Source organism: Comamonas squillarum (assembly GCF_025309455.1).
GTDB classification, from domain to species: domain Bacteria; phylum Pseudomonadota; class Gammaproteobacteria; order Burkholderiales; family Burkholderiaceae_C; genus Comamonas; species Comamonas squillarum.
Genome location: NZ_CP104377.1, coordinates 3,862,622 through 3,888,584 on the forward strand (window position 1 = coordinate 3,862,622; position 25,963 = coordinate 3,888,584).

Sequence of the window (25,963 nt, forward strand, 5' to 3'; positions counted from 1 at the left end):
CGATCAGGCATGGCCCTGGGCGGGGTGGTTCACCGACAGGAAATGCTGGACCACCGGGGGCTCGCTGCCTTGGTGGTACTGCGCCACTTCGCTTTGCACATCGGCATCGCTATGGGTGACCCGCTTGTGCTGGCGCAGGTGCTCGGCCCAGGATTCCACCTGGAACCACTCTATGAAGTGGTCCTCGGAGGCGGTGTCCTGCACGATGCCCCAGGCATAGGCGCCATCGCGGCGGCGGGCGGCAGACAGGCGGGCGAGGGCCTTGAGGAAGGGCGCATGGTTGTCCTTGGCCACGTGGTAGCGGATCTGGATCATCACCGGGCCCCGGTCCTTGTCGACGGCGTGGGCGGTCAGTGGCTCGGGCCAGTGGTTGGATGGGACCAGGTCGGCCTCGCCTTCGGGCAGCTTGATGCGGTGGGCGATCAGGCCCATCACGACCAGGCCGGCAGCGCCCACCAGCAAGGTGCTGGGTACACCCAGCGCCTTGGCGGTAAAGCCCCAGCTCAGGCTGCCGAAGGTCATCGCGCCGTTGAACACGGTGAGGTAGACGGCCAGCGCACGGCCCCGCACCCAGTTGGGCAAGATGGCCTGGGCGACACCGTTGAGCGTGGTGAGCGCGGTGATCCAGGACTGGCCCAGCAGCAGCAGTGCTAGCACGGCAGCCCATTGGGGCGGCGACATCGCCAGGAAGGCCATCACGGCAGCCGACACCAGGGCCGACATCAGCAGCAGGCCATCGGAAGACAGGCGGGCACGCAGCTTGGGCAGCAGGAAGGCACCGCCAATGGCGCCGACACCAACGGCGCCCAGCAGCACACCGTAAAAGCCTGCCCCACCGCCCAGCAGCTGGCGGGCCACCAGGGGCAGCAGCGCCCAGACCGAGCTGGCCAGTGCAAAGAACAGGAAGGCACGCAGCAGCACCACATGCAGCTCGCGGCTGGAGCGGGCATAGCGCAGGCCGGCACGGAAGGCGCCGGCAAAGCGCTCGCTCAGGTCGTCCTGCTCGGCCTTGGGGCGCGGCCACCACAACAGCGCAGCAATCACAAAGGCGTAGCTGATCACATCCACCCCATAGGTGACCGAGGCACCCAGGCCCGCCAGCACCACACCACCCAAAGCCGGGCCAATGGCGCGGGCAATATTGATGCCCAGCGAGTTGAGCGCGACGGCCGACTTGAGATCCCGCTTGGCGACCAGCTCGGGCACTATGGCCTGCCAGGTCGGGCCCATCAGTGCGGCGCCAATGCCACCCAGAAAGGTCAGTGCCACGAGCGAGCCCACCGTCTGCATGCCCATCGCCGACAGGGTCATCAAGGTAATGCTGACGCAGGCGAGCAGCACCTGGATGGCGATCAGAAACTTGCGGCGGTCCAGGATGTCGGACAGCACGCCCGCCGGTATCGCCAGCAAAAAGGCCGGGGCCGAGGCTGCCGCCTGCACCAGGGCGACTGCGGTGGGCGAGGGCGAGAGGTCGGTCATCAGCCAGGCGCTGGCCACATCGCGCACAAAGCTGCCGGTGTTGCCGACGACGGTGGCGATCCACAGCACGGCAAACAGTTTTTGCTGCAAGGGGGCAAAGCTGCCGCCGGCGGCCGGGGCCGCGGGCGGCGCCGGGGGATGGTCGGGATGGGGGTGGTTCATGGCAGGTCTCGGATCAGCAGAATTTGAAAAGGGGGCAGGCTCGCTCAGGACATCCAGCAGGAGCAGCCCAGTGCACCAAAGAAGCCTTGCATGTCGGAGGCCGGTACTTGGGACGCCCAGGCATTGGCATGCTGGTGACCGTGCATGCCGCATTGGCTGCCGCAGCCGCAGCCAGCAGCCAGGCTGCGGTAGCGCGCGGGGTTCAGCGAGTTTTTGCCAGCGCCTTCGGGCTCGCCCCAGGCGCCATAGCCACCAAAGCGGCGCACGGGCGACCAGTCGGGCATCGCAGGGGGCAGGGGGTTGTCGTCATGGCGCGCAAAGCTGCCTGCGCCATACACCACCCGGCCACCTACGACGGTCAGGTCGGAGGTGAGGAAGGAGATCTCATCCTCGGGTACCTGGAAATAGTCCTTGCTCGGCACGATCAGGTCGGCAAACTGGCCCACCTGGATGCGGCCACGCGCACCTTCCTCGTTGGAGAACCAGGCCACGTTCTCGGTCCACATGCGCAGGGCGGTTTCGCGGTCCAGCAGGTTGCGCTCGGGGTACATCTGCATGCCGCCGACGGTCTTGCCGGTCACCATCCAGGACAGCGACACCCATGGGTTGTACGAGGCCACGCGGGTGGCATCGGTGCCCGCAGAGACCTTGACGCCTTTTTCCAGGATTTTCTTGACCGGCGGCGTGGCTTCCATCGCCTTGTGGCCATAGCGCTCGGCAAAGTACTCGCCCTGGTAGGCCATGCGGTGCTGCACGGCAATGCCGCCGCCCAGCGCAGCGATGCGGTCGATCGAGCGGTCGGAGATGGTTTCGGCGTGGTCAAAGAACCAGTTCAGGCCGTCGATGGGTGTTTCCTGGTGCACCTTTTCGAACACATCGAGCGCGCGGCTGATGGTCTCGTCATAGGTGGCATGCAGGCGCCAGGGCCATTGGTTCTGGACCAGCACGCGCACCACATCTTCCAGCTCGGTCTCCATCTGCGGCGGCATGTCGGGGCGGGGCTGGCGAAAGTCTTCAAAGTCAGCGGCCGAGTACACCAGCATTTCGCCCGCGCCGTTGTGGCGGAAGTAGTCGTTGCCCTGCTTGTACTTGACCGACTGCGTCCACTGCAGAAAGTCGTCCTTCTCTTCCTTGGGCTTTTGCGTGAACAGGTTGTAGGCCAGGCGCACGGTGATCTGGCCTTGCTGGTTCAGTTCTTCGATGACCTGGTAGTCATCGGGGTAGTTCTGCGATCCACCACCGGCGTCGATGACACCGGTCACGCCCAGGCGGTTGAGCTCGCGCATGAAGTGGCGCGTGGAGTTGACCTGGTACTCGAAGGGCAGCTTGGGGCCCTTGGCCAGGGTGGAATAGAGGATGGTGGCATTGGGCTTGGCCAGCAGCAGGCCCTGCGGGTTGCCCTGGCTGTCGCGCACAATCTCGCCGCCCGGTGGCTGGGGCGTGTCGCGGTGGTAGCCCACAGCGCGCAGCGCAGCAGCGTTGAGCAAGGCGCGGTCATACATATGCAGCAGGAACACGGGCGTGTCCGGCGCAATCGCATTGACCTCGGCCAGGGTCGGCAGGCGCTTTTCGACAAACTGGTGCTCGCTAAAGCCGCCCACCACGCGCACCCATTGCGGCGCCGGCGTGATCGCCACCTGCTGGCGCAGCATCTCCAGCGCATCGGCGAGCGACCGCACCCCATCCCAGCGCAGCTCCATGTTGAAGTTCAGACCGCCGCGAATCACATGGGTGTGGTTGTCGAACAGGCCGGGCAGCGCGCTGCGGCCTTGCAGGTCGATCTTGCGGGTGCCGCTGGCAGCCAGCGCCAGCACCTCGGCATCACTGCCCACCGCGACAAACTTGCCATCGCGGATGGCCACAGCGCTGGCCGTGGGCTGGGCCTTGTTCAAGGTGGTAAAGCGGCCGTTGTGAAAAATGGTGTCGGGGCTGGAGGTGGTCATGGCAGTGGCGTGCGGGGTGGGTGGTGCGGGGAGGCCAGCGGGGGTGGGGGGGCTACCCCACCACAAACAAGGCAATTAAACAGCGGGCTTGGGGCCGATGGTGTTGCCGTGCTGCGCACGCTCTGGGGATTTGTGCACCATCGTGTACGCATAGTCCACGCCCATGCCATAGGCACCGGAGTGTTCGCGCACGATGTCCATCACCGCGTCATAGGTCTCGCGCTTGGCCCAGTCACGTTGCCATTCCAGCAGCACCTGCTGCCAGGTGACGGGCACCACACCAGCCTGCACCATGCGCTGCATCGCCTGGTTGTGCGCTTCGAGCGAGGTGCCGCCCGAGGCATCAGCCACCATGTAGATCTCGTAGCCGGCGTCATGCATGGCGCTGAGGGCAAAGGTGGTGTTGCAGACCTCGGTCCACAGGCCCGAGACGATGATCTTCTTGTGGCCCTTGGCAACGTTGGCGGCCAGCGCATCACGCACATTCTGGTCGTCCCAGGAGTTCATCGACGTGCGCTCCAGGATGGGGTTGCTGGGGAATACGTTCAGCAGCTCTGGGTAGGTGTGGCCCGAGAAGCTGTGGGTCTCGACCGTCGTGATCGTCGTCGGCACGCCAAACACCTGGGCCGCCTTGGCCAGGCCCACCACGTTGTTCTTCAGCGTCTGGCGGTCGATGGACTGCACGCCAAAGGCCATCTGGGGCTGCTGGTCGATGAAGATCATCTGGCTGTTGGCGGGGGTCAGGACTTCGAGGAAAGATTTGTTGGTCATGGTGCGTGCTCTTGAAAGGTTAAAAAACGGGAAGGAAGCTGTCTACAAAGGATCTACAGGTGCTCAGTTCAGGGCCGGTGCATCCACCAGCACGATTTCGGTGTCTTCCGTGGCGGTGATGCGGATCGTGGTCTCGCCATGGATGGCAGCACCATCGCGGCTGGACAGCGCCACACCATTGACCGAGGCACTGCCCTTGGCAAGGACGAGGTAGCCATAGCGGTCGGCATGGTCAAAACCGTAGTCCAGGCTTTCACCGGCCTTGATCGTGGCACCCAGCACCCGGGCATTGGCACGGATGGGCAGCGCGTCGCCATCACCGTCCATGCCGCTGGCCAAGGTCACGAACTTGCCGCTGCGGTCGTCCTTGGGGAAGGGCTTGGCGCCCCAGCTGGGCTTGTCGCCTTGGCGGTCGGGCAGGATCCAGATCTGGAAGATGCGGGTCGTCGTGGACTCGAGGTTGTATTCCGAGTGGCGCACGCCGCTGCCGGCGCTCATCACCTGCACATCACCGGCTTCGGTGCGGCCTCGGTTGCCCAGGCTGTCTTCATGGGTGATCGCACCTTCTCGGACATAGGTGATGATTTCCATGTCGGCATGGCCGTGCGGTGGGAAGCCGGTTTGCGGCGCGATGGTGTCATCGTTCCAGACCCGCAGAGCGCCCCAGTTCACGCGCTGGGCGTCACGGTAGTCGGCAAAAGAGAAGTGGTGCTTGGCATCGAGCCAACCGTGGTTGGCACCGCCCAGGCTGTCAAAGCTGCGTCGTTCAATCATGTCTTTCTCCAGGTGTTTTGTCGTCGATGAAGAAAGTGTAGGTCGCCTTGAATATGATTAAAATAGAAAATATAGAAAAGCATTCATTCCATATTTGATGTGATTGAGAAAGCGATGAAGCCATGAGCAAGCTGCCTGACCTGGAGGCCTGGGCCATTTTTGCCAAGGTCGCCGAGACCGGATCGTTCGCGCGCACCGCTGCCGAGCTGGCGCTGTCGCAGGCAACGGTATCGAAGGCCATCACGCGGCTGGAGGGCCGCATGAAGACCAGCCTGTTCCACCGCACCTCACGCCGCATGGCGCTGACCGATGCCGGCAGCAGCGCGCTGGAGCGGGCCACGCGCATCCTGCAGGAGGGCGAGGCGGTGGAGGCCGACATCACCGACCGCTCCACCAGCCTGCGCGGCCAGATCCGCATTGCCGCGCCGATGTCCTTTGGCATTGCGCGGCTGTCGCCGATCCTGCCCAAGTTCATGAAGATGCACCCGGATGTGGAGCTGAACCTGCACTTCGCTGACGAGCAGGTGGACCTGATCCGCGACCGCTTTGACCTGGCGCTGCGCATTGCCAACCTGAGCGATTCGAGCCTGATTGCGCGCACCCTGTGCAAGGTGCGCATCTTGCTGGTCGGCTCACCTGCTTATTTCGAGCGCTATGGCCACCCGGTGCACCCGCGCGATCTGGCCCAGCACAAGGGCCTGCAGTACAGCCTGGCGCGCTATGGCACCAGCTGGCGCTTTCGCCATGCGCGCCATGGCGAGTACACGCAGGTGATGCCGATACAGATGCAGGTCAACAATGCCGAGGCGCTGCAGCCCGCACTGCTGGCCGGCATGGGGCTGGCGCTGCAGCCGTCATTTCTGGTGTGGCAGGAGCTGCGCGATGGCAGCCTGCAGACCGCCATGCCGGGCTGGGAGGCCGATGTGCTGTCGCTGAACATCGTCACCCCGCCGGGCCGTACGCGGCCGGCGCGCGTGCAGGCCTTTATGGACTATGCGGCCCAGCAGTTCATGAACGAGCCCTGGGCGGAGCTGCCGCCGCAGCTGGCCGAGAACCCGCTGGCGGTGTGAAGCGCGCTGGCGGTTTAGCGCGCTGCCGCTGCAGCCGCCGCAGCACGCGGTGTGCGCCGGCCCCAGTTCATCACCGCGGTGCCCGCCAGCGCCATCACGCCCCCGGCGAGCATGGGTGCATCGATCTGCTCGCCCAGCCACAGGGCCGAGCAGGCCACGCCAATCACCGGCACCAGGGTGATATAGCCCGATGCCGCGCCAGCGCCCAGTGCCTTGACGCCATCAAAGTACCAGGCGTAAGCCAGCGCGGTAGAGCCCCAGGCCAGAAACAGCAGCGCGCCCCAGGCGGACAGGCCCGCATCGAAGGCCTGGGCCATGCCCTGCGGCCCTTCGACCACCAGGCTGGCGGCCAGCAGCATCACGGCGCCAATGGTCGCGGTGACGGCCGTGGTGGACAGCGCATCGACCCCGGCCAGAATCGCCCGGCCCAGCAAGGTGTAGCTGACCCAGCAGGCCACGCAGCCCAGGATCAGCAGTTCGCCCCGGCCCAGGCCACCGGCCAGCAGCTGGGCTGGATCGCCATGCGAGATGACCAGCACCGCACCCAGCGCCGCCAGCGCCATGCCCAAGGCAATCGTGCGGTTGATGCGTTCCCGAAAGATCCAGGCAGCCAGCAGCAAGGTGAGCACCGGGTTGAGCGTGATGACCAGCGCCGCCTTGCTGGCGGGCAGGTACTGCAGGCCACTCAAAAAGCAGGCCGCGTAACCAAATACGCCTGTAGCTGCAGCGGCGGCCATGCCCAACCAGCGCTTGGGCGACCAGTGCCTGAGCCCGGCCATGCCGCCTGCCGCATACAGCCAGACCAGCAGCACCACGGCGGCCAGTACAAAACGCAGGCCCGACGCTGCCAGTGGCGGCATGTGCTGGGCCACCATGCGGCCACTGGGCCAGGACGCGCCCCAAAGCAAGGCCATGCCCATCAAACGCAGGTGTGAGGCGGCCTGTGGGCCGAGGATATTTTGTAAATTCATGTGTGGATGGTGCCTGCACCCGGCGCGCGCAACGCACGCCAGCAGGCTCGGGGCGACTATAGCGGCTGTGCGTGTTCGGTGATTGGCAGGCAGGCGACAGGTGACCAGAACCAGGGGCTAAGGACTGGCACTTGCACGGCCAGGCACTGTTGTGTGCTGGCTGCAAACCGGCCCGCGCGATGGTGGATACTGCGCGACAAGCGCCCGTTTTCAGCCGCCCGCCAGCGCCGCTATAGTGGCAGCTGCCCGATCTTTCCCCAACGTCTTACCCATCTGCAAGGAGACACCCATGTTCAGCCACATCATGCTCGGCACCAGCGATCTGGAGAAATCACGCCAGTTCTACGACGCCTTCCTCGCCGAGTTGGGCGTGCCCCCGGGTGCCGCCAACAAGAACCGCTATTTCTGGCGCGCCAATGGCGGCACCTTCAGCGTCAGCACCCCCATCAATGGCGAGGCAGCCACTATCGGCAATGGCAGCACCACCGGCTTTGCCGCCAGCAGCACCGAGCAGGTCGACCAGGCCCATGCGGTGGGCCTGGCCCATGGCGGCGTGGCCTGTGAAGACCCACCGGGCTGGCGCGGCGAAGGCCCTGCGGCCCTGTACCTGGCCTACCTGCGCGACCCCGATGGCAACAAGCTCTGCCTGGCCTACCGCCAGCCCAAGGTTTAAACCTCCAAAAGCAAAAACGCCCCGCAAGCTGCGGGGCGTTGTCGTTAGAGGTCGTTGGCAGGCATCAGACCCGGGCGCCGCGCCGGCCGCCCAAGGTGATCCAGGTCAGCAGCACGCCGCACAGCGCGCCGGTGGCCATGCCCACCACCATCGGCAGCGGTTTGCCGCTGGAGAACAGGCCCACGATCTGCATGGCGACCGCGCCGGTCAGCATCTGCAAGGTGCCCAGCAAGGCCGAGGCTGTGCCGGCAATCTGGCCATGCGCCTCCAGCGCCAGCACCGAAGTCGTGGGGATCACCAGGCCCATCAAGCCGCTGGCGACAAAGTACAGGCCAATCAACACGGCGAGCTGGTCGCCACCCACCAGGTAGTAGGCCAGCAGGCAGCACATCACCACACCGCTGGCGGTAGCGGCCAGCTTGACAACGGGCACCAGGCCAAAGCGCTTGCCCAGCATGCCGGTAAACTGCGCCGCGCCAATAAAGGCAATCGCATTGAATGCAAAGGCCATGCTGTACTGCGTGGTGCTGAGGCCGTAGTGGTTGATCAGCACAAAAGGCGAGCCGGCCAGGTAGACAAAGAAACCGGCCATCGCGCAGGCGCCGATAAACACCAGGCCCAGGTAGTGCCAGTCGCGCAGCAGCAGGCCATAGGCCTGGAGCACACCGCCCAGGCTGCTGTCCACGCCGTTGTTGGATGCGCGCGTCTCGGGCAGGCCGCGCGCCATGGCCACCATGCCGATCAGCGCGGCCACTGCCACCACCCAGAACACCATGCGCCAGCCGCCGATTGCAATCACCCCGCTGCCGGCCAGCGGCGCGAGGATGGGCGAGACGCTGAAGACCAGCATCAGCAGCGACATCATGCGCGCGGCCTCGTGGCCGGTGTGCAGATCACGCACCACCGCGCGCGGAATGGCCATGCCCGCTGCGGCACCCAGGCCCTGGATAAAGCGCAGCACCACCAGCGTGTGGATGTCCTGCGCCAGCGCGCAGCCGACACTGGCCAGCACAAAAATCGCCAGGCCCAGGTAGAGCGGCTTCTTGCGGCCCCACATATCGGCCAGGGTGCCAAACAGCGGCTGGCCCACGCCCAGCGCCAGGAAGAAGGCCGTCAGGCTGGCCTGCACGGCCCCGACGGGCGCTTGCAGGCTGGCGCCAATCTGCGGCAGGGCCGGCAGGTACATGTCGATGGCAAAGGGGCCAATGGCGGATAGCAGGCCCAGGATAAACACCAGGCGCAGAGAAATGGATGAAGGCATACAGGTTGCAGACACGCAGGCGGGTGGCCTGCGCGTCTTCAGGAGGAGGGTCGGAGGCGAGAAGGCGCTGTGGCGCGGGCCCTGGGGCTCAGGCGCCGAGGCTGGGGTGCCCAGCCGCTGCATCTCGATAGCTTTCCATTATCGCACCGTCCGTCCATCGCTGCAGCGCAGGGCTTTCAGCCAGCGGCTGGCTGGCTGAGCCGCGCCAGATGCTGGGCGGCAAAGGCCTCGTACCAGGGCAGGCAGCCAGGGTTGGCCATGGTCTGCGGGTTCAGCACCTTGTCGGCGGGCTGGCCCAGCAGCAGTTTCTTGATCGGCAGCTCCAGCTTTTTGCCGGTCAAGGTGCGCGGCACCTCGGCCACCTGCGCGATGGTGTCGGGGATAAAGCGGGGCGACAGCGCAGTGCGTATCGCCTGCTCGATGCGGCCCTGGATGGCGGCGTCCAGCACCAGGCCCTCGCGCAGCACGACAAACAGCGGCATATAGCTGTTGCGGCCCAGGTACTCCAGGTCGATGACCATCGAATCCTGCACTTCGGGCAACGCCTCGATGGCGTTGTAGATCTCGCTGGTGCCCATGCGCAGGCCCTGGCGGTTGATGGTGGCGTCGCTGCGGCCATAGATCACGCAGCTGCCGTCGCTGTTGATCTGGATCCAGTCGCCATGGCGCCAGATGCCGGGCCAGTGGTCGAAATAACTGTCCAGGTAGCGCTGCTTGCCCGGGTCGTTCCAGAAGTACAGCGGCATTGAAGGGATAGGCCGGGTGCAGACCAGCTCGCCGACCTCGTCGCGCACGGCCTGGCCTTGTTCGTTCCATGCCTCCACCGCATGGCCCAGCCAGCGGCATTGCATGCGGCCGGGCGCCTGGGGCAGGCTGCGGTTGCCGCCGATGAAGGCGCCACAAAAATCGGTACCGCCCGAGATATTGCACCAGTACACCTCGCCAGCTCCTGCTGCCTGCAGCTGGGCGCTGCCCCAGCGCTGCACCTCGGGTGCCAGCGGCGAGCCGGTGCTGCCCAAGGTGCGCACCTGCTGCAGGCCAGGGATCGCGCCCACGTCGAGGCCGGCCTTCATGCAGTTGCTGAAATAGGCGGCACCCGCACCAAAGATGCTGGTGTGGTGGCGCGCGGCAAAGCGCCACAGCACGCCCCAGTCGGGCTGGCTGCTGCTGCCGGCCGGGTGGCCGTCGAAGATGGTGATCGTGGTGCCAAACAGCAGGCCGCTGACCTGGATGTTCCACATCACCCAGCCGGTGGAGCTGTACCAGAGAAAGCGCTCGCCCGCATGGCTGTCGCTGTAGCTGGCGCCCAGGTCGTTGTGCAGCCCCGCCACATGCAAGGCCAGCAGGATGCCGCCGGTGCCATGCACGATGGGCTTGGGCAGGCCGGTGGTGCCGCTGGAGTAGACGATCCAGATCGGGTGGTCAAACGGCAGCCATTCGGGCTCGAAGGCCGCGACGGCATGTGCGTCCTGGCCGGTGGTGGCCCAGTCCCAGTGGTGGCTGCCCACCGGGGCGGCGGCATAAGGGGTCTGCACGGTCAGGCAGTGCTGCACCGTGGGCAGCTCGGCCAGCAAGGACTGCACCACAGCACTGCGGTCCAGCGGCTTGCCGCCGTAGTACACGCCATCGACGGCGATCAAGGCCTTGGGCTCGATCTGCTTGAAGCGGTCCACCACGGCGGCCACGCCCATGTCGGGGGCGCAGACGCTCCAGACCGCGCCGAGGCTGACGCAGGCCAGCATCGCGACCACGGTCTCGGGGATATTGGGCATATAGGCGGCCACGCGGTCGCCCCGGCCAATGCCCAGGCCGCGCAGCGCCACCGCCACCGAGGCCACCTGGCGCTGCAGCTCGGGCCAGGCCATCTCGCGCATCTGGCCGAGTTCGTTGTCGCTGACGATCGCCGGCACCCCGGCCTGCTGGGCCGCTGCCGTGTGGCGCAGCAGCTGGCGCGGCAGGCTGACCTGGGCGCCGCTGAACCAGCGCGCATCGGGCATGGCATCGTCGCTCAGCACCTCGGTGATCGGCGTAGGAGATTCAAGCTGGTAGTAGTCCCAGATGCTGCGCCAAAATGCGGCCAGATGCTCGACCGACCAGGCATGCATGGCCTCGTAGTCGTCAAAGTGTAGGCCATGCTGCTGGCTGAGCCATTGCGCGTAGTGCTCGATCTGGGGCAGGGGGGAGGGGGCAGAGGTGGTCATGGCAAAAGAAAAAGCGTAGCCCGAGCGTACGCAAAGCGGCGCGCGCTTGCATGGGGGTTAGCACGCAAGCTGTCACCCTGGCAGCAGGTGCGCTGTTTCTGGTCCCAGGGCCTCCGGCATCCTGATTTGCAATGTTATTTTTTGTCAGTTGCATCCCGCTTTTTACGACAGCAGGGCATCGCTAGCTGGCACAATTCGCGCCCGGGTGCTGACGGGTGCCTTTCGTTTTTTCCTACACAGCGCTTGCGGGCCCGCAGGCGATCATCGCCATGCAGGCTTCGCACACCGTGCGAAGCAGGCAGGGGCCCCGGGCGCAGACCCAGCGGGCCAGGCAAGGCAGAGGGGATGGACGGCGAGGAGCGGGCGTGCTGGGCCACCAGGCGCAGCGCTGCAAGGTGACTGCAAGATGGACGCATTTGCGGTGCATTGGTCACAAAATAAAGCATCCACGCCGGAACTAAATCGATAGGCTCGGGTTCTCAATCGTCGCGCCCTGGCGCATGGTTGGTATTCCCTGCATGCCCTGGAGACCAGCGGCCATGCGGGGACCACAAAGCCCGATGGGTCAGCTTTCGTGCCACTTGGCGCGTTAAGCACTGATGTTTAATTCCCAGCAAGCGCTGGTTGGCCAGCCTCCGGGCCTGCACCAAAACAGCGCAACAAATGACACCAAGTCTGGGAGCGCAACAACGGCTGAGGCCTTGTTGCGGTTAGATGGAGATCTTTGGTTTTGTCTGGATTCCGTATGAAATACAACCCTGCGCTCGATGGTATGCGCGCAGTGGCCATTGTTCTGGTGTTCCTGTCACACGCCCATGCGCCGATGTTTGACGGCGCCTTCTTCGGTGTGGACCTGTTCTTTGTGCTCAGCGGCTTTTTGATCACGTCGCTGTTGCTCAAGGAACACCAGCAATCGGGCCGGCTTGACTTCTGGCGCTTTTACAAGCGCCGCTTTTTGCGCCTGGGCCCGGCCTTGCTGCTGTTTCTGGCCGCCTACTGGCTGTTTGCGCCGCTGATCTGGCCCGGTCTCGATGATGTGAACCAGGACGTGGTGGTCTCTGCGCTGTACCTGGCCGACTACGGCATCGCCTTTTTTGACAGCCCGGACACCTTGCTGCACATGTGGTCGCTGTCGGTGGAAGAGCACTTCTACCTGGTCTGGCCGCCGCTCTTGGTGCTGCTGCTGGCGCATACCGCGCGCAAGCAGCTGTGGCGCCCGGTGCTGCTGCTGGTGGCGCTGATGTTTGTCTGGCGCGCCTACTGGGTGGTCCAGGGCCAGCACTTCTACGAAATCTTCTTCCGCTTTGACACCCGCGCCACCGGCATGCTGCTGGGCAGCGCGCTGGCCGCTGTGGCCGTGCACCGCCCCGAGTGGATGGATGCGCTGCATGCACGCCAAAAATACCTGCTGTGGCTGCTGCCGGTGCTGCCCTTTGCCGTGATTGGCTACGGGTGGGACGACGCCGGTGCGCTGCTCTGGGGCTTTGCGCTGGTGGAGCTGGTGGCCGCTGCCATCATCGTTGCCGTGAGCAAGCAAAAGGGTGTGCTGTTCGACATGCTGAGCCTGCCGGCCCTGGTCTGGGTTGGCAAGATGTCCTACGGTATCTACCTCTGGCACTACCCTGTTGTGCGCCTGCTGCGCGCCCACACCGACTGGCAGTGGGTGGTGATCCTGGGCCTGCCGATCTCGGCCGCGTTTGCCGCGCTGTCTTTCTACACCATCGAGCGCTGGGCGCTGGGTCTGCGTGACCGCTCCAGCAGCAAGCCAGTGCAGCAGCCTGCCGGCTCGCGCACCGCATAAGCGGCGGTCACCCAGAACAAAGCCGGGCCTTGCCCGGCTTTGTTGTTTCTGCAGGCTGCTGCTGCATGGTAAAAAACGGGCTTTGATTGATACAGGCTTCGCCATGACCTCAGCTTCCGCATCCGCACCTGCACCCGCACCCGCACCCATCGCCTCTGCCGACGAGGTACTGCAATTCTGGTTGGGTAGCGCTCGCCCCAGCAACAGCGAGGCCTTGCAGCACAAGCAGCAATGGTTCAGCAAGTCCGATGCATTCGATGCGCGCATCCGTACGCATTTTGGCGCGACGGTGCAGGCGGCGCTCAAGGGTGATTTGCCTGGCTGGACAGAGGGCGTCTGGGATACGCTGGCCCGCATCATCGTGCTCGACCAGTTCACACGCAATATCTACCGGGGCACGCCCGAATCCTTTGCTGGCGACCCGCTGGCATTGCAGCTGGCGCTCGGCCTGTGCGACAGCGGCCAGGACCAGGCGCTGCCGGCAGTGGTGCGGGTATTTGTCTATCTGCCGCTGGAGCATGCCGAGGATGCGGCCTTGCAGCAGCGCAGTGTGGACCTGGTTGCCCAGCTGCGTGACAGCCACCCCGAGCCCGCCGAGCTGCAGACCTATCTGCAAGGCACCTGGGATTACGCGCTGCGCCACCAGGCCGTCATCACCCGCTTTGGGCGTTTTCCGCACCGCAATGCGATCTTGGGCCGCCGCAGCACCGCCGAAGAGCTGCACTATCTGGCCCAGCCCGGGGCGGGATTCTGAACTTTTAGCGCAAGCACAGTAGCCCTTGTCTCACAGACGCGGGGCTGCGGCGGGTTTACCTTGGAGGGGTACTGTTTACAAAACAACCTCCCACAAAAAAGGAAGCCACGATGCCAGATAAATCCCGCACCCCGCTGGCGCTTGATACCAAGCGTCTCGACGCCGCCAAGAAGAGCCTGGAAGAAGGCGCTGTGCTGCCCGATGACTCTCCATACCGTGAGGACATCATCCGTCTGCTCAACGATTCGCTGGCCACCGAGCTGGTCTGCATCCTGCGCTACAAGCGCCACCATTTCACCGCGACGGGCCTGGAATCGCCGGCCATTGCAGAAGAGTTCTTGGTACATGCGCAAGAAGAGCAGGCCCATGCCGACCGTATTGCGACCCGCATCGTGCAGCTGGGCGGCGAGCCCGACTTCAACCCCGACAGTCTGACGGCCCGCAGCCATGCCGACTACAACGACGACATGGACCTGCACTCGATGATCCGCTCCAACCTGGTGGCCGAGCGCGTCGCCATCGAGGCCTATACGCAGATGGTTGATCTGATCGGTGACAAGGACCACACCACGCGCCGCCTGATCGAGCAGATTCTGGAGCAGGAGCAAGAGCACGCCGATGAGCTGTCCGATTGGATGAAAAAGGCCCAATAAGGGCCACCACACCTGAACCGCAACCGAGTTGCGGTTTTTTTATGCCGATGGAGGAAAAGACGGATGACCGATACAGAAGCAACACGCAAGAATGCCAAGCACCTGCTCTACCTGATGGTCAACGAGGAGCTGCTGCGCGCGGGCGATGGTTTGGATGCGGAATCTTTGAGCCATGTGCTGGAGCGCCATGGCGTCAGCGCCGCAGAGCAGCAACCTGCCATGGACTATGCCTGCGAGCAAGGCTGGTTGCAGAAGGGCGAGAACGGCCAGCTGCAGATCACCGAAACCGGTTTTGCATTGGATTAAGAGCTGTGAGCACAGCCCAGCAAACCGGAGGTTTGCGGTTGAAGCTAGGCGTCCCCGACTAGGCGTCCCCGACTAGGCGTCTCCGACTAGGCGCCGAGCCGCAGACAGTACGGTAGTACGACAAGGTGAGGAGCAGCCGGCCAGGCAACGACGTATCAAGGGTTGTGGTCGCGGCGCGAGGCGTAAAAAGACCACTGCCGGCGAACCGGCAGTGGCTACCAAGAGCACGGCCCAGACGCAATGGGACAAGGTCTGGCCGGGCTACGCACTAGATGCGTTTTTTTTGTGTGGCGGGCATATCCGCTGTAATTTCTCTCCAGACCCGCCCAATGGCGAAGGCCTGAAATCTGACCGCTCTGCCAGCGTCTGCCTTGCAGAGCGGTTTTCTTCGCTTATTCGCCGAAGGATTCGCCTTCAGGCAGGGTGCCGGCGACCAAGGCTTCATGGGCCTGCTGCTGCACTTGGGCGCGGCTGAGGCTGGAGGTGCTGCTTTCAGCACCGAAGGTGTTGATGCGGTCACCGATCACGGCCATGGCGCCATTGCGCTGGGCTTCGCTCACCTGGGCCTGCACGTCGGCGCGGGTCAGGGTGCTGTGTGCTGCTGGGTAGGCAGGGTAGTCCGAGCCATTGCCCACGGGGGCAGTGGTGGCTGCGCTGGCAGCACCGGCAAACACCAGGCCAGCGGCCATCATCAAAGCGGACATATTGCGTGCAAACATGGTTTCTCTCCACGGACCCGCGCTGCTGGCAAATCGCTGATTTGCGCTGTGAGAGCGGCGGCGTCCAAAAATAGGTTGATTCGAAATTTGGGGGCTGCGAGAGCGGACTGTGGCCCACTCTCAGCGTTCATGCCTGGGCTTATTCGCCGAAGCTTTCGCCTTCAGGCAAGGTGCCGGCAACGCGGGCGTCGTGGGCGGCTTTCACCACATCGGCGCGGGAGAGGTTGCTGCTGCCCTTTTCAAAAGCATTGGCTTGCAGCTGGTCGCCCTTGAACAACAGGGTGCCGTTCTTCTGGGCTTCGACAAATTGCGCTTGCACCTCAGCGCGGCTCACGGCGCTGGTGGCAGCCACTGGGGGAGCAATCGACTGGTCGCCTTCAAAGGGATGGGCCTGGGCAACACCGGCACCCAACATCAGAGCAGCTACACCGGCGATCGAGAAAATACGTGCGTTCATTTTTAACTCCTGGAGAACTCCAGCGACTCACCATGAGGGGCTGGTTCGCTCAACGGGTGGTGCAGTGCACCTTGTGTGGTTCTCGTTGATCGATGTAGTTAGTGTATGCAGTGGCTCGCCTCCGATAAATAGCCTAAATCGGAATAGATTGTTCTGAAAAACGATCTAATGTTTTGGCGAATGAGGAATCGTCCCAGAAGGGCTTGCTACACGGTGCTTTCGTTGGAGAAGCCCGTGCGTAGGAGAATTCTGGCAAATCTGGCGTTGTGGTGTGCCCAAGGGTTTCTTGGTAAACCCTGTCAGGGTTGACGCGGGGTAGTGGCTGCCATAGCAACCAGATTAGCTATGTAGACACGACAGTGACAGCGCTGTCACAGAGGGTTTTGCAGCCGCTGGAGCTGCTGGTGCGCGGCGCTGTGCCATTCGGGCGGCAGCTGGTGCTTGGCCTGCAGGTAGTGGTGGGTGTAGATGTCCAGGTAGGTTTCCAGGGTCTGCGCGGCGCGCAGGTCGCCGGCGAGATCGAGGCAGAGGGCAGCGACCTCGGCAGTGCAGAAATGGTCATCGCGGCGCGAGCGCCGCAGCTGGTAGCGCGAGATCTGCTCGGGGTGCAGGCTGAGCACCGGAAATCGGTCCAGGTAAGGGCTCTTGCGGAACATCTTGCGCGCCTCGGGCCAGGTGGCATCGAGCAGGATAAACAGCGGCCTGCGAGCTGCACCGAGTGATGGTGGCGGCAGCTGCTGCACGGCGCGGCCGGGCTCATGCACAAACTCCTGGGGAAAGACCACATAGGGCTGCCATTGGGGATCGGCTAGCAGCGCCTCCAAGCCCGCATCCATCTCCGTGCGCGACCAGCCAAAGGCCCAGGTCTCGGCCACCACATCGGCGATTAGCCAGCCGGTGTTGCTGGGCTTGAGCGGCTCGGCATCGTGCATCAGCAGGCATATGCCCGCCGTGGTGGGCTGCGTGGGGCGCAGCGCGCAAAGGCAGTGGCTGGGGCGCAGCCGGCATCCCTCACAGCGCTCCCCCTTGGGGCCGCCTCGGGCCAGAAAAGGGCGGGTGCTGCGCTGCAGCCGCTCGGCGCGCAGGCGCGAGACGGCATGGGGGACAAGGGCACCAGCGGTGGTGGACGCGCTCGTCGTGGCGGCCTCGCTGGCAAGGGGGGAAGAGGGCAGGGATGACACGGGCGCTATTGTCCTCGCCCCGCCCAACCGAGCAGCGCAGCGGGTTTAGCGCTGCCCTTGGCGCCGCTCAGTTCTGCAACGCTTCGAGCGCAAACAGCGGCACATCGGCGCGCCGGCTCAGCCACACACCACCGCCCAGCTCGGTAAAACCCTGGGCCAGGCCACGGCGGTAGAGCTCGGCGCGGTGGCGGTAGAGGCGCGGGTCGGTCAGCTCGTCGTCGATGATGTCGCGCTCATAGTCTTCGCGCGCAACGGCTTCGACATAGAGCGCACCTTTGCTCAGCCGGCCCAGATTGGCCAGCGCCAGCTTCAGATCGGCCGGGCTCAGGTAGGGCAGCACGCCTTGGCAGATCACCAGGTCAAACGGCTGGCCATCGGCCGGCGCATAGTCCACGACCGAGCCTTGCTCCCAGCCGTAGCGCTGGCACAGGTACTCGCTGTACTCGACCCCGTGGTAGCTGGCCTGCGGAAAGTGCTGCGCAATCGCATCGCGCCACAGGCCGATGCCGCAGCCCACATCCAGCACACGCTGGACCGGCACGCGCACGTATTGCAGGTAGCTGCAGACAAAGGCACCCAGGCGCGCGGCATGCGCGGGGTCCACCACGCTGGTTTTCTTGTCGAAATAAAAGCGCTGGTAGTACGCCTCGTCAAACCATTGCCTGTCCGCTGATTGCACGCCTGTCCTTGATCGATGCCATGCAGCTCCGGTGTGCATGGCGCAGGCAGTATCGCGCAGATGGTGGCTGGGGGTAGCGCACTGCGGTATTGGCAAGGGGTGCTCAGCGCGCAATGACAGACAGGTTTTCCGGCACGATCTGCTCGAGGCTGCCTGCCGGGCAGGGGCCATCGGTGTAGATGGTCTGGCCGTTCAACTGGCATTTGCGCGGCACGGCAGCGGGCCGCGCCGGGCCGGTGCCCGCCGCAGGATCGGCGCGCCGTGCCTGGCTGCGCTGCTGCTCCTCGGCGCTGGGCGGAGGCGGTGATGAGGCTTTGCGCCACAGCGTGGCGGCGGCCTGCTCGGCATCGCCGATGAGCGCCGGGCCACGCCATGCGTACACGGCGGCAGCGCAGGCCACCACCAGGGCCAGCCAGATCAGCCGGCGGTAGGCAGGGCGCAGGTACATGGTGAGGGGCACAGGCATGGGGACATGGCTGGCACTGTATCAGCCCCCTTGGTAAACGCGCAAATCGAGGTACAGCAGCAAAAACGCCAGCAGGCTGATACCCCCATTAATCCGGCGGGCCAGTGGCAGGTAGGCCGCGCTGAAATACCAGGGCCGGTGCGCGGGCAGGTGGCGCAGGATGTAGAGCAGCCCCATCTCCTGCATATTGCTGAAATGCGGCTGGCTGTCCTTCTTGAGCTTCTGGATGATGGCGGCATCGCTGAGCATCACCACCGACAGCACGGTGGCGATGATGACGGCGCCCAGCAGCCACTGCTGCCAGCGCGGCGCATGCGGTCCGTTCAAGCCCAGGCTGAACCAATGGCTCAGCATCAGCACCGCCAATACCGCAAACAAGCGGTAGAAGATGGCCTGCCAGTGCGCCCGGCTGGGCTCGGTCAGCTGGCCTCGGCGCCGCGCCTCGCGGTCAATGATGCGCGCGAGCAGCCAAGGCCACGCCATGAAAGCTGGCCTCCAGCAGCAGATAGATCCCTGCAGCCAGGGCCAGCAGCTGCAGCGGCTCACCCTTGGCCATGCTCAGCGCTACGGGCAGGCACGGTGGGCTGCGCGGTGGTGCTGCATCCCGGCGCTCAGCTCACATGCTTGCCAACAATGCCGGCGATCTCGAACATGCTGATCTGGTCCTTGCCAAACAGCGGCTGCAGTTTGGCGTCGGCATTGATCGCGCGTTTGTCCTTGGCGTCCTGCAGGCCGTTTGCCTTGATGTAGTCCCAGAGCTTTTTGATGACTTCGGGGCGCGAGGTGGCCTCGCTGCCAATCACGGCGGCGAGCGCCGGGCTCGGGGTCAGCGTGGCGGCAACCTTGCGCGGCGTTTTGGCGGCGGATTTGGTGGCCGTCTTGGAGGCGGTCTTGGTAGCGGTCTTGGTGGCGGTTTTGGCCGCCGTCTTGGTCGCTTTGGCAGCGGTCTTGCTGGCCGTCTTGGTTGCGGTCTTGGCGGCTGCGCCCTTGCGCGGCGGGAACTTGCTGTCGCGCGGCTCGAACTCGAAGTTCACCTTGCCGGCTTCCTTGTCCCAGGCCAGGAAGGCCTTGAAGCTGCGCCGCGTGCGGTTGGAGACGAACTTGTCGAGCAGGTCGGTCTTGCCGGTGGCCAGCAGCTTGGCCATCTGGTCGCGCTCGATGGGCTGCTGCAAGATGATCTGGCCGCTCTTGAAGTCGCAGCTGGGCGTGGGTTGCTGGGCCGTGGGTACGGCCTTGCTGCAGACATAGTTGGCGCCATGCTCGAACACGGGCGCGCCGCACTTGGGGCAGGCGCCCAGGGTGTTCTGGCTGCCAAAGTCCACCAGCTCGCCCGATTCCTCGTCGGACTTGTTGTCCTCGAACAGGAACTCGAACTTGTAGTTGTTGTTGTCCTCGTCGCGCACGATGGCCACTTCGGCGGCAAAGGGCCAGCCGGCCTTGGAGCGGAAGCCATCGAGCGGGCCGATCTTGCGATCGCGCAGCAGCTGGTCGGCCTCGGCGGTCTCGAAGGTGCGGCCGGCGGGCGATTTGGTGAACGAGAAGCCGCAGCCGTCGCCAGTGCCGCCTACGCCCGTGCAGGCATAGCGGCGGTAGTTTTCCTTGACCACGCCGCCACAGTTGGGGCAGGGCGCGGACAGGGTGGCGTAGTCGCCGGGGATGGTGTCGCGGTCGTATTCCTTGGCCTTTTTCACCAGGCGCTCGGTCATGGCCTGGATCTCGGCCATGAAGGCTTCGCGCGAGAGCTGGCCTTTTTCCATCTGCGCGAGCTTGTACTCCCACTCACCGGTCAGGTCGGCACGCGAGAGCTCTTCGACCTGCAGCCCGCGCAGCAAGGTCATCAGCTGGAAGGCCTTGGCCGTGGGGATCAGCTCGCGGCCTTCGCGCAGCATGTATTTTTCGGTCAGCAGGCCTTCGATGATGGCCGCGCGCGTCGCAGGCGTGCCCAGGCCCTTTTCCTGCATGGCTTCGCGCAGCTCGTCGTCGTCGATCTGCTTGCCGGCGCTCTCCATCGCGCCCAGCAGGGTCGCTTCCGAGTAGCGGGCGGGCGGCTTGGTCTTGAGGCCCTTGGGCTCGACCGGGTCGGCCGTGGGCTTCTCGCCAGGCTGCACCGGCACCAGGTTTTGGCCCTTGTCGCCTTCCTTGGCGTCTTCCACTTCGTGGGCCGCTTCTTTGCCGTAGATGGCCAGCCAACCGGGCTTGACCAGTACCTTGCCTTCGGTCTTGAAGTGGTGGTCGTCAATTTGACTGACGCGCGTGGTGACCTGGTGCTCGGCGCTGGGGAAGAACACCGCCATGAAGCGGCGCACCACCAAGGTGTAGAGCTTGTGCTCGGCCTCGCTCAAGGCGCCGGGCGCCTGCGTGGTCGGGATGATGGCAAAGTGGTCCGAGACCTTGCTGTTGTCAAAAATGCGCTTGTTGGCGCGGATGTAGTTGGCACCAATGGCCTGCTGCGCAAATGGCGCGAGCTGCTGCATATTGCTGTGGGCCAGCATCTCGAAGGTCTGGCGCGCGACGGGCAGGTAGTCCTCGGGCAGCGCGCGCGAATCGGTACGCGGGTAGGTCAGTGCCTTGTGGCGTTCGTACAGCGCCTGGGCCAGCGCCAAGGTGGTCTTGGCCGAGAAGCCGAACTTGCTGTTGGCCTCGCGCTGCAGGCTGGTCAGGTCAAACAGCAGCGGTGAGGCCTGGGTGGTGGGCTTGGACTCTTCGGTCACGGTGGCGGGCTTGCCGCGCACGGCCTCGGCAATCGCCTGCGCCTCCTGCTGGCTCCAGACGCGGTCGGCGCGCGCCTCGGCGTCGTCGCTCTTCTTCCAGGCCGGGTTGAACCACTTGCCCGGGTAGGCGCCCGCCTGGGCGTTGAACTCACCGTGGATTTCCCAGTAGTTGCGGCTGACGAACTTGCGGATCTTTTCCTCGCGCTCGACGACCAGCGACAGGGTGGGGGTCTGCACACGGCCCACGGTGGTCAGGAAGAAACCGCCATCGCGCGAGTTGAACGCGGTCATCGCCCGCGTGCCGTTGATGCCCACCAGCCAGTCGGCTTCGGAGCGGCTGCGGGCGGCATCGGCCAGGCCCAGCATCTGGTTATCGGAGCGCAGCTTGTTAAAGCCGTCACGGATGGCTTGGGGCGTCATCGACTGCAGCCACAGGCGCTGGATCGGCTTGCCCAGGCCGCCCTTGGCGCCACCGGCGTATTGCTCGATCAGGCGGAAGATCAGCTCACCTTCGCGGCCCGCGTCACAGGCGTTGATCAGCGCGGTGACATCCTTGCGCTTGGCCAGCTTGACGACGGCGTTCAGGCGCGTCTTGGTCTTGTCGACCGGCTTCAATTCAAAGTAGGGCGGGATCACCGGCAGATGGGCAAAGCTCCACTTACCGCGTTTGACATCGAATTCTTCGGGGGCCTGGATCTCCACAAGGTGACCCACCGCGCTCGTCACGATGAAGGTCTCGGCTTCAAAGTAGTCGTCGTGTTTGGCAAATTGGCCTGCCACCGGCGTCAGTGCACGAACAATGTCTTGTGCAACGGACGGCTTTTCTGCAATGACCAGGGTCTTGGACATGGGTTCACTCTCATCAAACTGGGGTCTGCCAACACTGTGGGTTGCTGGCTCTCTGAGCACGCTCTTACAATGCACGCTTTACGCGCATGTGCGCGGGCGCCTGCATGTGTACGTGTGCGCACATGCGCATGTGCTTATTTTTAAAGTAGCAGAAAAAATCCCATGCCGAACCATGTTCCCCATTTTTCAACAGGTCGTCGTATCCAGGTACGGCGTTCGGGCGTGCACGGCAGGGGCGTTTTTGCGTTGCAGGATATCGCAGAAGGCGAAGTCATTGTCGAATATGCGGGCAAGGTCATCAGCTACGAAGAAAGCCAGCGCCGCCACCCGCATGACCCCGACCACCCCAACCACACCTTCTTTTTCCAGATCGATGGCGACCGTGTCATCGACGGAGGCGATGGCGGCAACTCGGCTCGCTGGATCAACCACAGCTGCGAGCCCAACTGCTTTGCCGAAGAGGCCGATGACCGCATCTTCATCAGCGCGCTGCGCAACATCAGCGCTGGCGAGGAGCTGGGTTATGACTATGGCCTGATCATCGAAGAGCGCTACACCGCCAAGCTCAAGGCCGACTACGCCTGCCACTGCGGCGCGGCCGAATGCCGGGGCACGATGCTGGCGCCCAAGCGCGGCTGGAAGCCCAAGGTGCCCGCCTCGGATTTGCCCGAGCCGGTGCTGCCCACAAAGCGCAAGGCCAAGGCAGCATCTGCCGATGCGGCGAAGCCCGCCAAGCCTGCCAAAGCGGAAAAGCACAAGGCCTTGAGCAAGGAAAAGGACAAGGCCAAGGACAAGAAAAAGAGCGACAAGAAGGCCAAGGCTGATAAAAAGACCCAGGGCGCCAAGGCCGCCAAGGCGGGCGCATGAGCGAGGCGCAGAACACGCCGATCCGCTGGCCCGCTGAAGCGATCTGGGAGGCGGTGGAGCCGCAGTTGCCGGGCTTCACGATCGAAGTGCTGCCCAGCATTGACTCGACCAATACCGAACTGATGCGCCGCGCCCGTGCGGGGCGGCAGGAACCCATCTTGCTGGTGGCCGAGCAGCAGACGGCAGGGCGCGGCCGCATGGGCAAGCCCTGGCGCAGCGAAGCCGGTGATTCGCTGCTGATGTCGCTGGGCCTGCCGCTGGCGCCAGCCGACTGGTCGGGCCTGTCGCTGGCCGTTGGTGTGTCGGTGGCGCAAAGCCTACAGCCCCAGCTGCCCGAGGCCGGCTCCAGCACCCCCACCATTGGCCTCAAATGGCCCAATGACCTGTGGCTGACCGGCGACCACAAGCTCGCCGGCATCCTGGTCGAGACCGCCAGCTTTGTCTCGGCCCGCACGCATGCGGGTGATGGCCAGCAGCAGACCGAGCGCTATGTGGTGATTGGCATCGGCATCAATGTGCGGGCCCCGCAGGCCGAAGGCCTGTCGACGATTCCCGGCAGCCTGCAGATGCTGGACGGCCGCTGGGATGCACCCCAGGCGCTGCAGGCCGTGGTGCCGCCGCTGGTGGCCGCCATCCAGGCCTTTGCGCAGCAGGGCTTTGCGCCGCTGCAGGCGGCCTATGCGGCGCGCGATGCGCTCGCCGGCCGCGAGGTCGGTCTGAGCGATGGCACCGCTGGCCTGGCGCTGGGCGTGGCCGCCGATGGCGCCTTGCGCGTGCAGACTGCCGCTGGCGTGGTCGATGTGACCAGCTCGGAAGTCAGCGTGCGGCCCCAGGCGGGCGCGGCCTGAGCGCGCCGCAGGATCAGAGAACTATCAGACAGGAGCGGAGATGATTCGTTTTGCCATCGTGCTGCTGCTACTGGCCAATGCCGGCTACTACGCCTTCTCGCAAGGCATGCTGCGCAGCCTGGGCTGGGGCCCGGAAGACCCCTCCGAGCCCGAGCGGGTGCAGCAGCAGGTCAAGCCCGAAGCGCTGCGCATTCTGACGCCGCAGGAAGCCAAGCAGGCCCAGGAGCAGCCCCGCACGGCGCCGGCAGAGACCGCCCCGGCGCCAGCCCCGGTGGCCGCACCCGCACCTGCTTCCGCATCCGAGCCCGCTGCCGTTGCGGTGGCTGAGCCGGCCACCGACACCGCAGACAAAACGGCTGCAGAAGCCGACAAGCTCGCAGCCAAGACAACGGACAAGCCCGCCGACAAGCCGGCAGAGAAACCGGAGAAGCCCGAGAAAAAAGAATGCCTGGTGGCCGGCAACTTTGACGCCAAGCAGGTCGACGCGCTGCGCCTGCAGCTGGCCAAGCTGCCAGAAGGCAGCTGGCGCCTGGACAGCAGCACCAGCGCCGGCCGCTGGATGGTCTATGTCGGCAAGTTCAGCAGCCAGGAGGCGCTGGACACGCGCCGCGACGAGCTGCGCGCGCTCGACATCAGCACCGACCGCGCCCGCATCGCCAGCCTGGAGCCGGGCATCTCGCTGGGGCGCTTCTCCAGCGAAGAGGCGGCCGAGCGCCATCTGGCGTCCATGGGCAAAAAAGGCGTGAGCGGCGCCAAGGTGGTGGTCGAGCGCCCCGAGGCCGTGAGCTACACCGTGCGCTGGCCCAAGATGGATGCGGCCACCAAGAAGCGCGTGCAGAGCTGGCATGTGATGGACGGCAAGGAGCTGCGCAGCTGCTCCTGATGGCAGGGCCGTTCAGCTGGACAGCTGCGGCGCCAGCGTGGTTGGAAAGCACACGCTGAACACCACGCCGCGCTGGGCCTGGCGCGGGTGCGCGTCTTCCAGGCCCACGGTGGCGCCATGCTGGCGGGCGATTTCCTGCACGATGGGCAGGCCCAGACCCGAGCCATCGACCTCGCTGCCCAGCACGCGGTAGAAGGGCTGAAAAATACGCTCGCGCTCTTCTTCGGGAATGCCGGGGCCCGAGTTCTCCACCTGCAGCACGATCACATGGCCAAAGGGGTCGGCCATCAGGCGAACATTGATGACGCCCGGCGCGCTGGCGCTGGAGGGTGTGTAGTTGATCGCGTTGTCCAGCAGGTTGCGCACCAGCTCGCCCAGCAAGGTGGCATTGCCGTTGACCCAGACTTCGCGGTCCTCGACCTGCATGCCGTCATAGCCCATGTCGATATGCTTGGCCAGGGCCCGGTCAATGCCGTCATGCATGGCGTCGAGCACAATCTCGGCCAGGTTGCAGGGCGTGCGCTGCAGCAGCGCGCTGGGCCCTTCGGCGCGCGCCAGCGACAGCAACTGGTTGACGGTGTGCGTGGCGCGAATGCTCGAGCGCCCGATCTGCTGCAAGGACAGCTTGAGGTCGTCTTCCTTGGCATCGGCGCGCTGGGCCATCTCGGCCTGCATGCGCAGGCCCGCCAGCGGGGTTTTGAGCTGGTGCGCAGCATCGGCGAGGAAGCGCTTCTGCGTGGCCAGTGAATCGTTGAGGCGCTCTAGCAAGCCATTGACCGAGTCGACCAGTGGCACCACTTCGAGCGGCACATCCTTGTGCTGGATCGGCGAGAGGTCTTCGGACTTGCGCGCGCGGATGCGCTCTTCGAGCAGGTGCAGGGGCTTGATGCCGCGCGCCAGCGCCAACCAGACCAGCAGCACCGCCAGCGGCAGGATGACGAACTGCGGCAGCATGACGCCCTTGATGATTTCGGTGGCCAGCACGCTGCGCTTCTCGCGCGTCTCGGCAACCTGGATCAGCGCCAGGTTGGGCTCGGGCAGCGACAGCTGCACCCAGATCCAGGCGATGCGCACATCCACGCCGCGCAGCTCGCCATCGCGCAGCTGGACCATGCCGACGCTGCGCTCCAGGTCCTTGGCGGGCATGGGCAGGGCCGATTCGCCCGCGAGAAACATGCCCGACGGGGTGGTCACCTGGTAGTACACCTTGTCGGCATCGTCGGCGCGCAGGATCTCGCTGGCCGGCAGCGGCAGGTTGAAATAGGTTTTGCCGCCTTGCACCCCCACCAGCTGCGCCAGCGCATGGGCGTTGTATTCGAGCGCGCGGTCAAAGGGCTTGTTGGCCAGGTCCTGGGCCACCAGCCAGGTCAATGCCAGCGATACGGGCCACAAAAGCAGCAGCGGCGTGAGCATCCAGTCAAGGATCTCTCCGAACAAAGATCGCTGCTCGCTGCGAAACAGGGCCAAGGCTGTCCTTGCGTGAA

Annotated in this window: 24 protein-coding genes; 9 read left to right on the plus strand and 15 right to left on the minus strand. The window is 64.9% G+C overall.

Translation table 11 applies throughout. From position 1 onward, the window contains the following. Positions 1-3: 3 nt before the first annotated feature. The 4 genes from N4T19_RS17710 to N4T19_RS17725 all read right to left on the minus strand — a co-directional run bounded on the left by N4T19_RS17710 (position 4) and on the right by N4T19_RS17725 (position 5,129). Positions 4-1,641 (minus strand): MFS transporter, encoded by a 1,638-nt coding sequence (locus N4T19_RS17710; protein ID WP_260718664.1) that lies wholly within the window; start codon positions 1,639-1,641, stop codon positions 4-6. A gap of 44 nt (positions 1,642-1,685) precedes the next feature. Next, entirely contained in the window at positions 1,686-3,584 is a 1,899-nt protein-coding gene (locus N4T19_RS17715; protein ID WP_260718665.1) for an amidohydrolase, read from the minus strand. Between the two features lie 75 nt (positions 3,585-3,659). Then, complete coding sequence (locus tag N4T19_RS17720; protein ID WP_116926026.1) at positions 3,660-4,355, minus strand: hydrolase; 696 nt, start codon at positions 4,353-4,355, stop codon at positions 3,660-3,662. Positions 4,356-4,418: 63 nt separating this feature from the next. Then, a complete protein-coding gene (locus tag N4T19_RS17725) occupies positions 4,419-5,129 on the minus strand; it encodes a pirin family protein (protein ID WP_260718666.1) in 711 nt (236 codons plus the stop codon). Between the two features lie 122 nt (positions 5,130-5,251). Here N4T19_RS17725 and N4T19_RS17730 point away from each other — a divergent pair, with 122 nt between their 5' ends. Further along, positions 5,252-6,199, plus strand: coding sequence for a LysR family transcriptional regulator (locus tag N4T19_RS17730; RefSeq protein ID WP_116926028.1), 948 nt, complete (start codon positions 5,252-5,254; stop codon positions 6,197-6,199). A gap of 14 nt (positions 6,200-6,213) precedes the next feature. Here the strand turns inward: N4T19_RS17730 and N4T19_RS17735 are convergent, their stop codons facing one another. Next, positions 6,214-7,170, minus strand: coding sequence for a DMT family transporter (locus N4T19_RS17735; protein ID WP_260718667.1), 957 nt, complete (start codon positions 7,168-7,170; stop codon positions 6,214-6,216). Between the two features lie 289 nt (positions 7,171-7,459). Here N4T19_RS17735 and N4T19_RS17740 point away from each other — a divergent pair, with 289 nt between their 5' ends. Further along, positions 7,460-7,843: a VOC family protein gene (locus tag N4T19_RS17740; protein ID WP_116926030.1), complete on the plus strand. Its 384-nt coding sequence runs from the start codon at positions 7,460-7,462 to the stop codon at positions 7,841-7,843. 64 nt (positions 7,844-7,907) lie between these two features. Here the strand turns inward: N4T19_RS17740 and N4T19_RS17745 are convergent, their stop codons facing one another. Beyond that, positions 7,908-9,104, minus strand: coding sequence for a multidrug effflux MFS transporter (locus N4T19_RS17745; protein WP_116926031.1), 1,197 nt, complete (start codon positions 9,102-9,104; stop codon positions 7,908-7,910). Positions 9,105-9,280: 176 nt separating this feature from the next. After that, the gene (locus N4T19_RS17750; RefSeq protein ID WP_260718668.1) at positions 9,281-11,305 is read right to left on the minus strand and encodes an acetoacetate--CoA ligase; all 2,025 of its coding nucleotides are present in this window, start codon (positions 11,303-11,305) and stop codon (positions 9,281-9,283) included. Positions 11,306-12,050: 745 nt separating this feature from the next. Here N4T19_RS17750 and N4T19_RS17755 point away from each other — a divergent pair. The 4 genes from N4T19_RS17755 (at position 12,051) to N4T19_RS17770 (ending at position 14,819) form a co-directional block, all read left to right on the plus strand. Then, positions 12,051-13,106, plus strand: a complete 1,056-nt coding sequence (locus N4T19_RS17755; protein WP_116926033.1) for an acyltransferase family protein — start codon at positions 12,051-12,053, stop codon at positions 13,104-13,106. Between the two features lie 103 nt (positions 13,107-13,209). Further along, on the plus strand, positions 13,210-13,860 hold the full coding sequence (locus N4T19_RS17760) for a DUF924 family protein (protein WP_260718669.1): 651 nt from the start codon (positions 13,210-13,212) through the stop codon (positions 13,858-13,860). A gap of 110 nt (positions 13,861-13,970) precedes the next feature. Further along, positions 13,971-14,513, plus strand: a complete 543-nt coding sequence (locus tag N4T19_RS17765) for a ferritin-like domain-containing protein (RefSeq protein ID WP_116926034.1) — start codon at positions 13,971-13,973, stop codon at positions 14,511-14,513. A gap of 63 nt (positions 14,514-14,576) precedes the next feature. Further along, positions 14,577-14,819, plus strand: a complete 243-nt coding sequence (locus N4T19_RS17770; RefSeq protein WP_116926035.1) for a hypothetical protein — start codon at positions 14,577-14,579, stop codon at positions 14,817-14,819. Between the two features lie 392 nt (positions 14,820-15,211). On the opposite strand, the gene N4T19_RS17775 is transcribed toward N4T19_RS17770, so the two are convergent. The 7 genes from N4T19_RS17775 to N4T19_RS17805 all read right to left on the minus strand — a co-directional run bounded on the left by N4T19_RS17775 (position 15,212) and on the right by N4T19_RS17805 (position 21,881). Further along, positions 15,212-15,538, minus strand: a complete 327-nt coding sequence (locus N4T19_RS17775) for a DUF4148 domain-containing protein (protein ID WP_116926036.1) — start codon at positions 15,536-15,538, stop codon at positions 15,212-15,214. Between the two features lie 139 nt (positions 15,539-15,677). Continuing rightward, positions 15,678-15,995, minus strand: a complete 318-nt coding sequence (locus N4T19_RS17780) for a DUF4148 domain-containing protein (protein ID WP_116926037.1) — start codon at positions 15,993-15,995, stop codon at positions 15,678-15,680. A gap of 371 nt (positions 15,996-16,366) precedes the next feature. Continuing rightward, positions 16,367-17,167, minus strand: a complete 801-nt coding sequence (locus tag N4T19_RS17785; RefSeq protein ID WP_409935210.1) for a tRNA-uridine aminocarboxypropyltransferase — start codon at positions 17,165-17,167, stop codon at positions 16,367-16,369. 76 nt (positions 17,168-17,243) lie between these two features. Continuing rightward, positions 17,244-17,855 carry a class I SAM-dependent methyltransferase gene (locus N4T19_RS17790; RefSeq protein WP_260718670.1) on the minus strand — a complete coding sequence of 204 codons (612 nt, stop codon included), beginning with the start codon at positions 17,853-17,855 and terminating at the stop codon, positions 17,244-17,246. Positions 17,856-17,958: 103 nt separating this feature from the next. Then, positions 17,959-18,303, minus strand: a complete 345-nt coding sequence (locus N4T19_RS17795; RefSeq protein WP_260718671.1) for a DUF4124 domain-containing protein — start codon at positions 18,301-18,303, stop codon at positions 17,959-17,961. A gap of 39 nt (positions 18,304-18,342) precedes the next feature. Further along, complete coding sequence (locus N4T19_RS17800) at positions 18,343-18,804, minus strand: hypothetical protein (RefSeq protein WP_260718672.1); 462 nt, start codon at positions 18,802-18,804, stop codon at positions 18,343-18,345. A gap of 128 nt (positions 18,805-18,932) precedes the next feature. Beyond that, entirely contained in the window at positions 18,933-21,881 is a 2,949-nt protein-coding gene (locus N4T19_RS17805) for a DNA topoisomerase III (RefSeq protein ID WP_260718673.1), read from the minus strand. 162 nt (positions 21,882-22,043) lie between these two features. Between N4T19_RS17805 and N4T19_RS17810 the strand changes: the two genes are divergently transcribed. The 3 genes from N4T19_RS17810 to N4T19_RS17820 are packed head-to-tail and all read left to right on the plus strand — an operon-like array spanning position 22,044 to position 24,479. Continuing rightward, positions 22,044-22,748 carry an SET domain-containing protein gene (locus tag N4T19_RS17810; RefSeq protein WP_260718674.1) on the plus strand — a complete coding sequence of 235 codons (705 nt, stop codon included), beginning with the start codon at positions 22,044-22,046 and terminating at the stop codon, positions 22,746-22,748. After that, the gene (locus tag N4T19_RS17815; RefSeq protein WP_260718675.1) at positions 22,745-23,596 is read left to right on the plus strand and encodes a biotin--[acetyl-CoA-carboxylase] ligase; all 852 of its coding nucleotides are present in this window, start codon (positions 22,745-22,747) and stop codon (positions 23,594-23,596) included. The genes N4T19_RS17810 and N4T19_RS17815 overlap by 4 nt, the downstream gene beginning before the upstream one ends. A gap of 40 nt (positions 23,597-23,636) precedes the next feature. Further along, the gene (locus tag N4T19_RS17820) at positions 23,637-24,479 is read left to right on the plus strand and encodes an SPOR domain-containing protein (RefSeq protein WP_116926045.1); all 843 of its coding nucleotides are present in this window, start codon (positions 23,637-23,639) and stop codon (positions 24,477-24,479) included. A 12-nt stretch (positions 24,480-24,491) separates the two neighbouring features. On the opposite strand, the gene N4T19_RS17825 is transcribed toward N4T19_RS17820, so the two are convergent. Then, the gene (locus tag N4T19_RS17825) at positions 24,492-25,946 is read right to left on the minus strand and encodes a sensor histidine kinase (RefSeq protein ID WP_116926046.1); all 1,455 of its coding nucleotides are present in this window, start codon (positions 25,944-25,946) and stop codon (positions 24,492-24,494) included. Between the last annotated feature and the right edge of the window lie 17 nt (positions 25,947-25,963).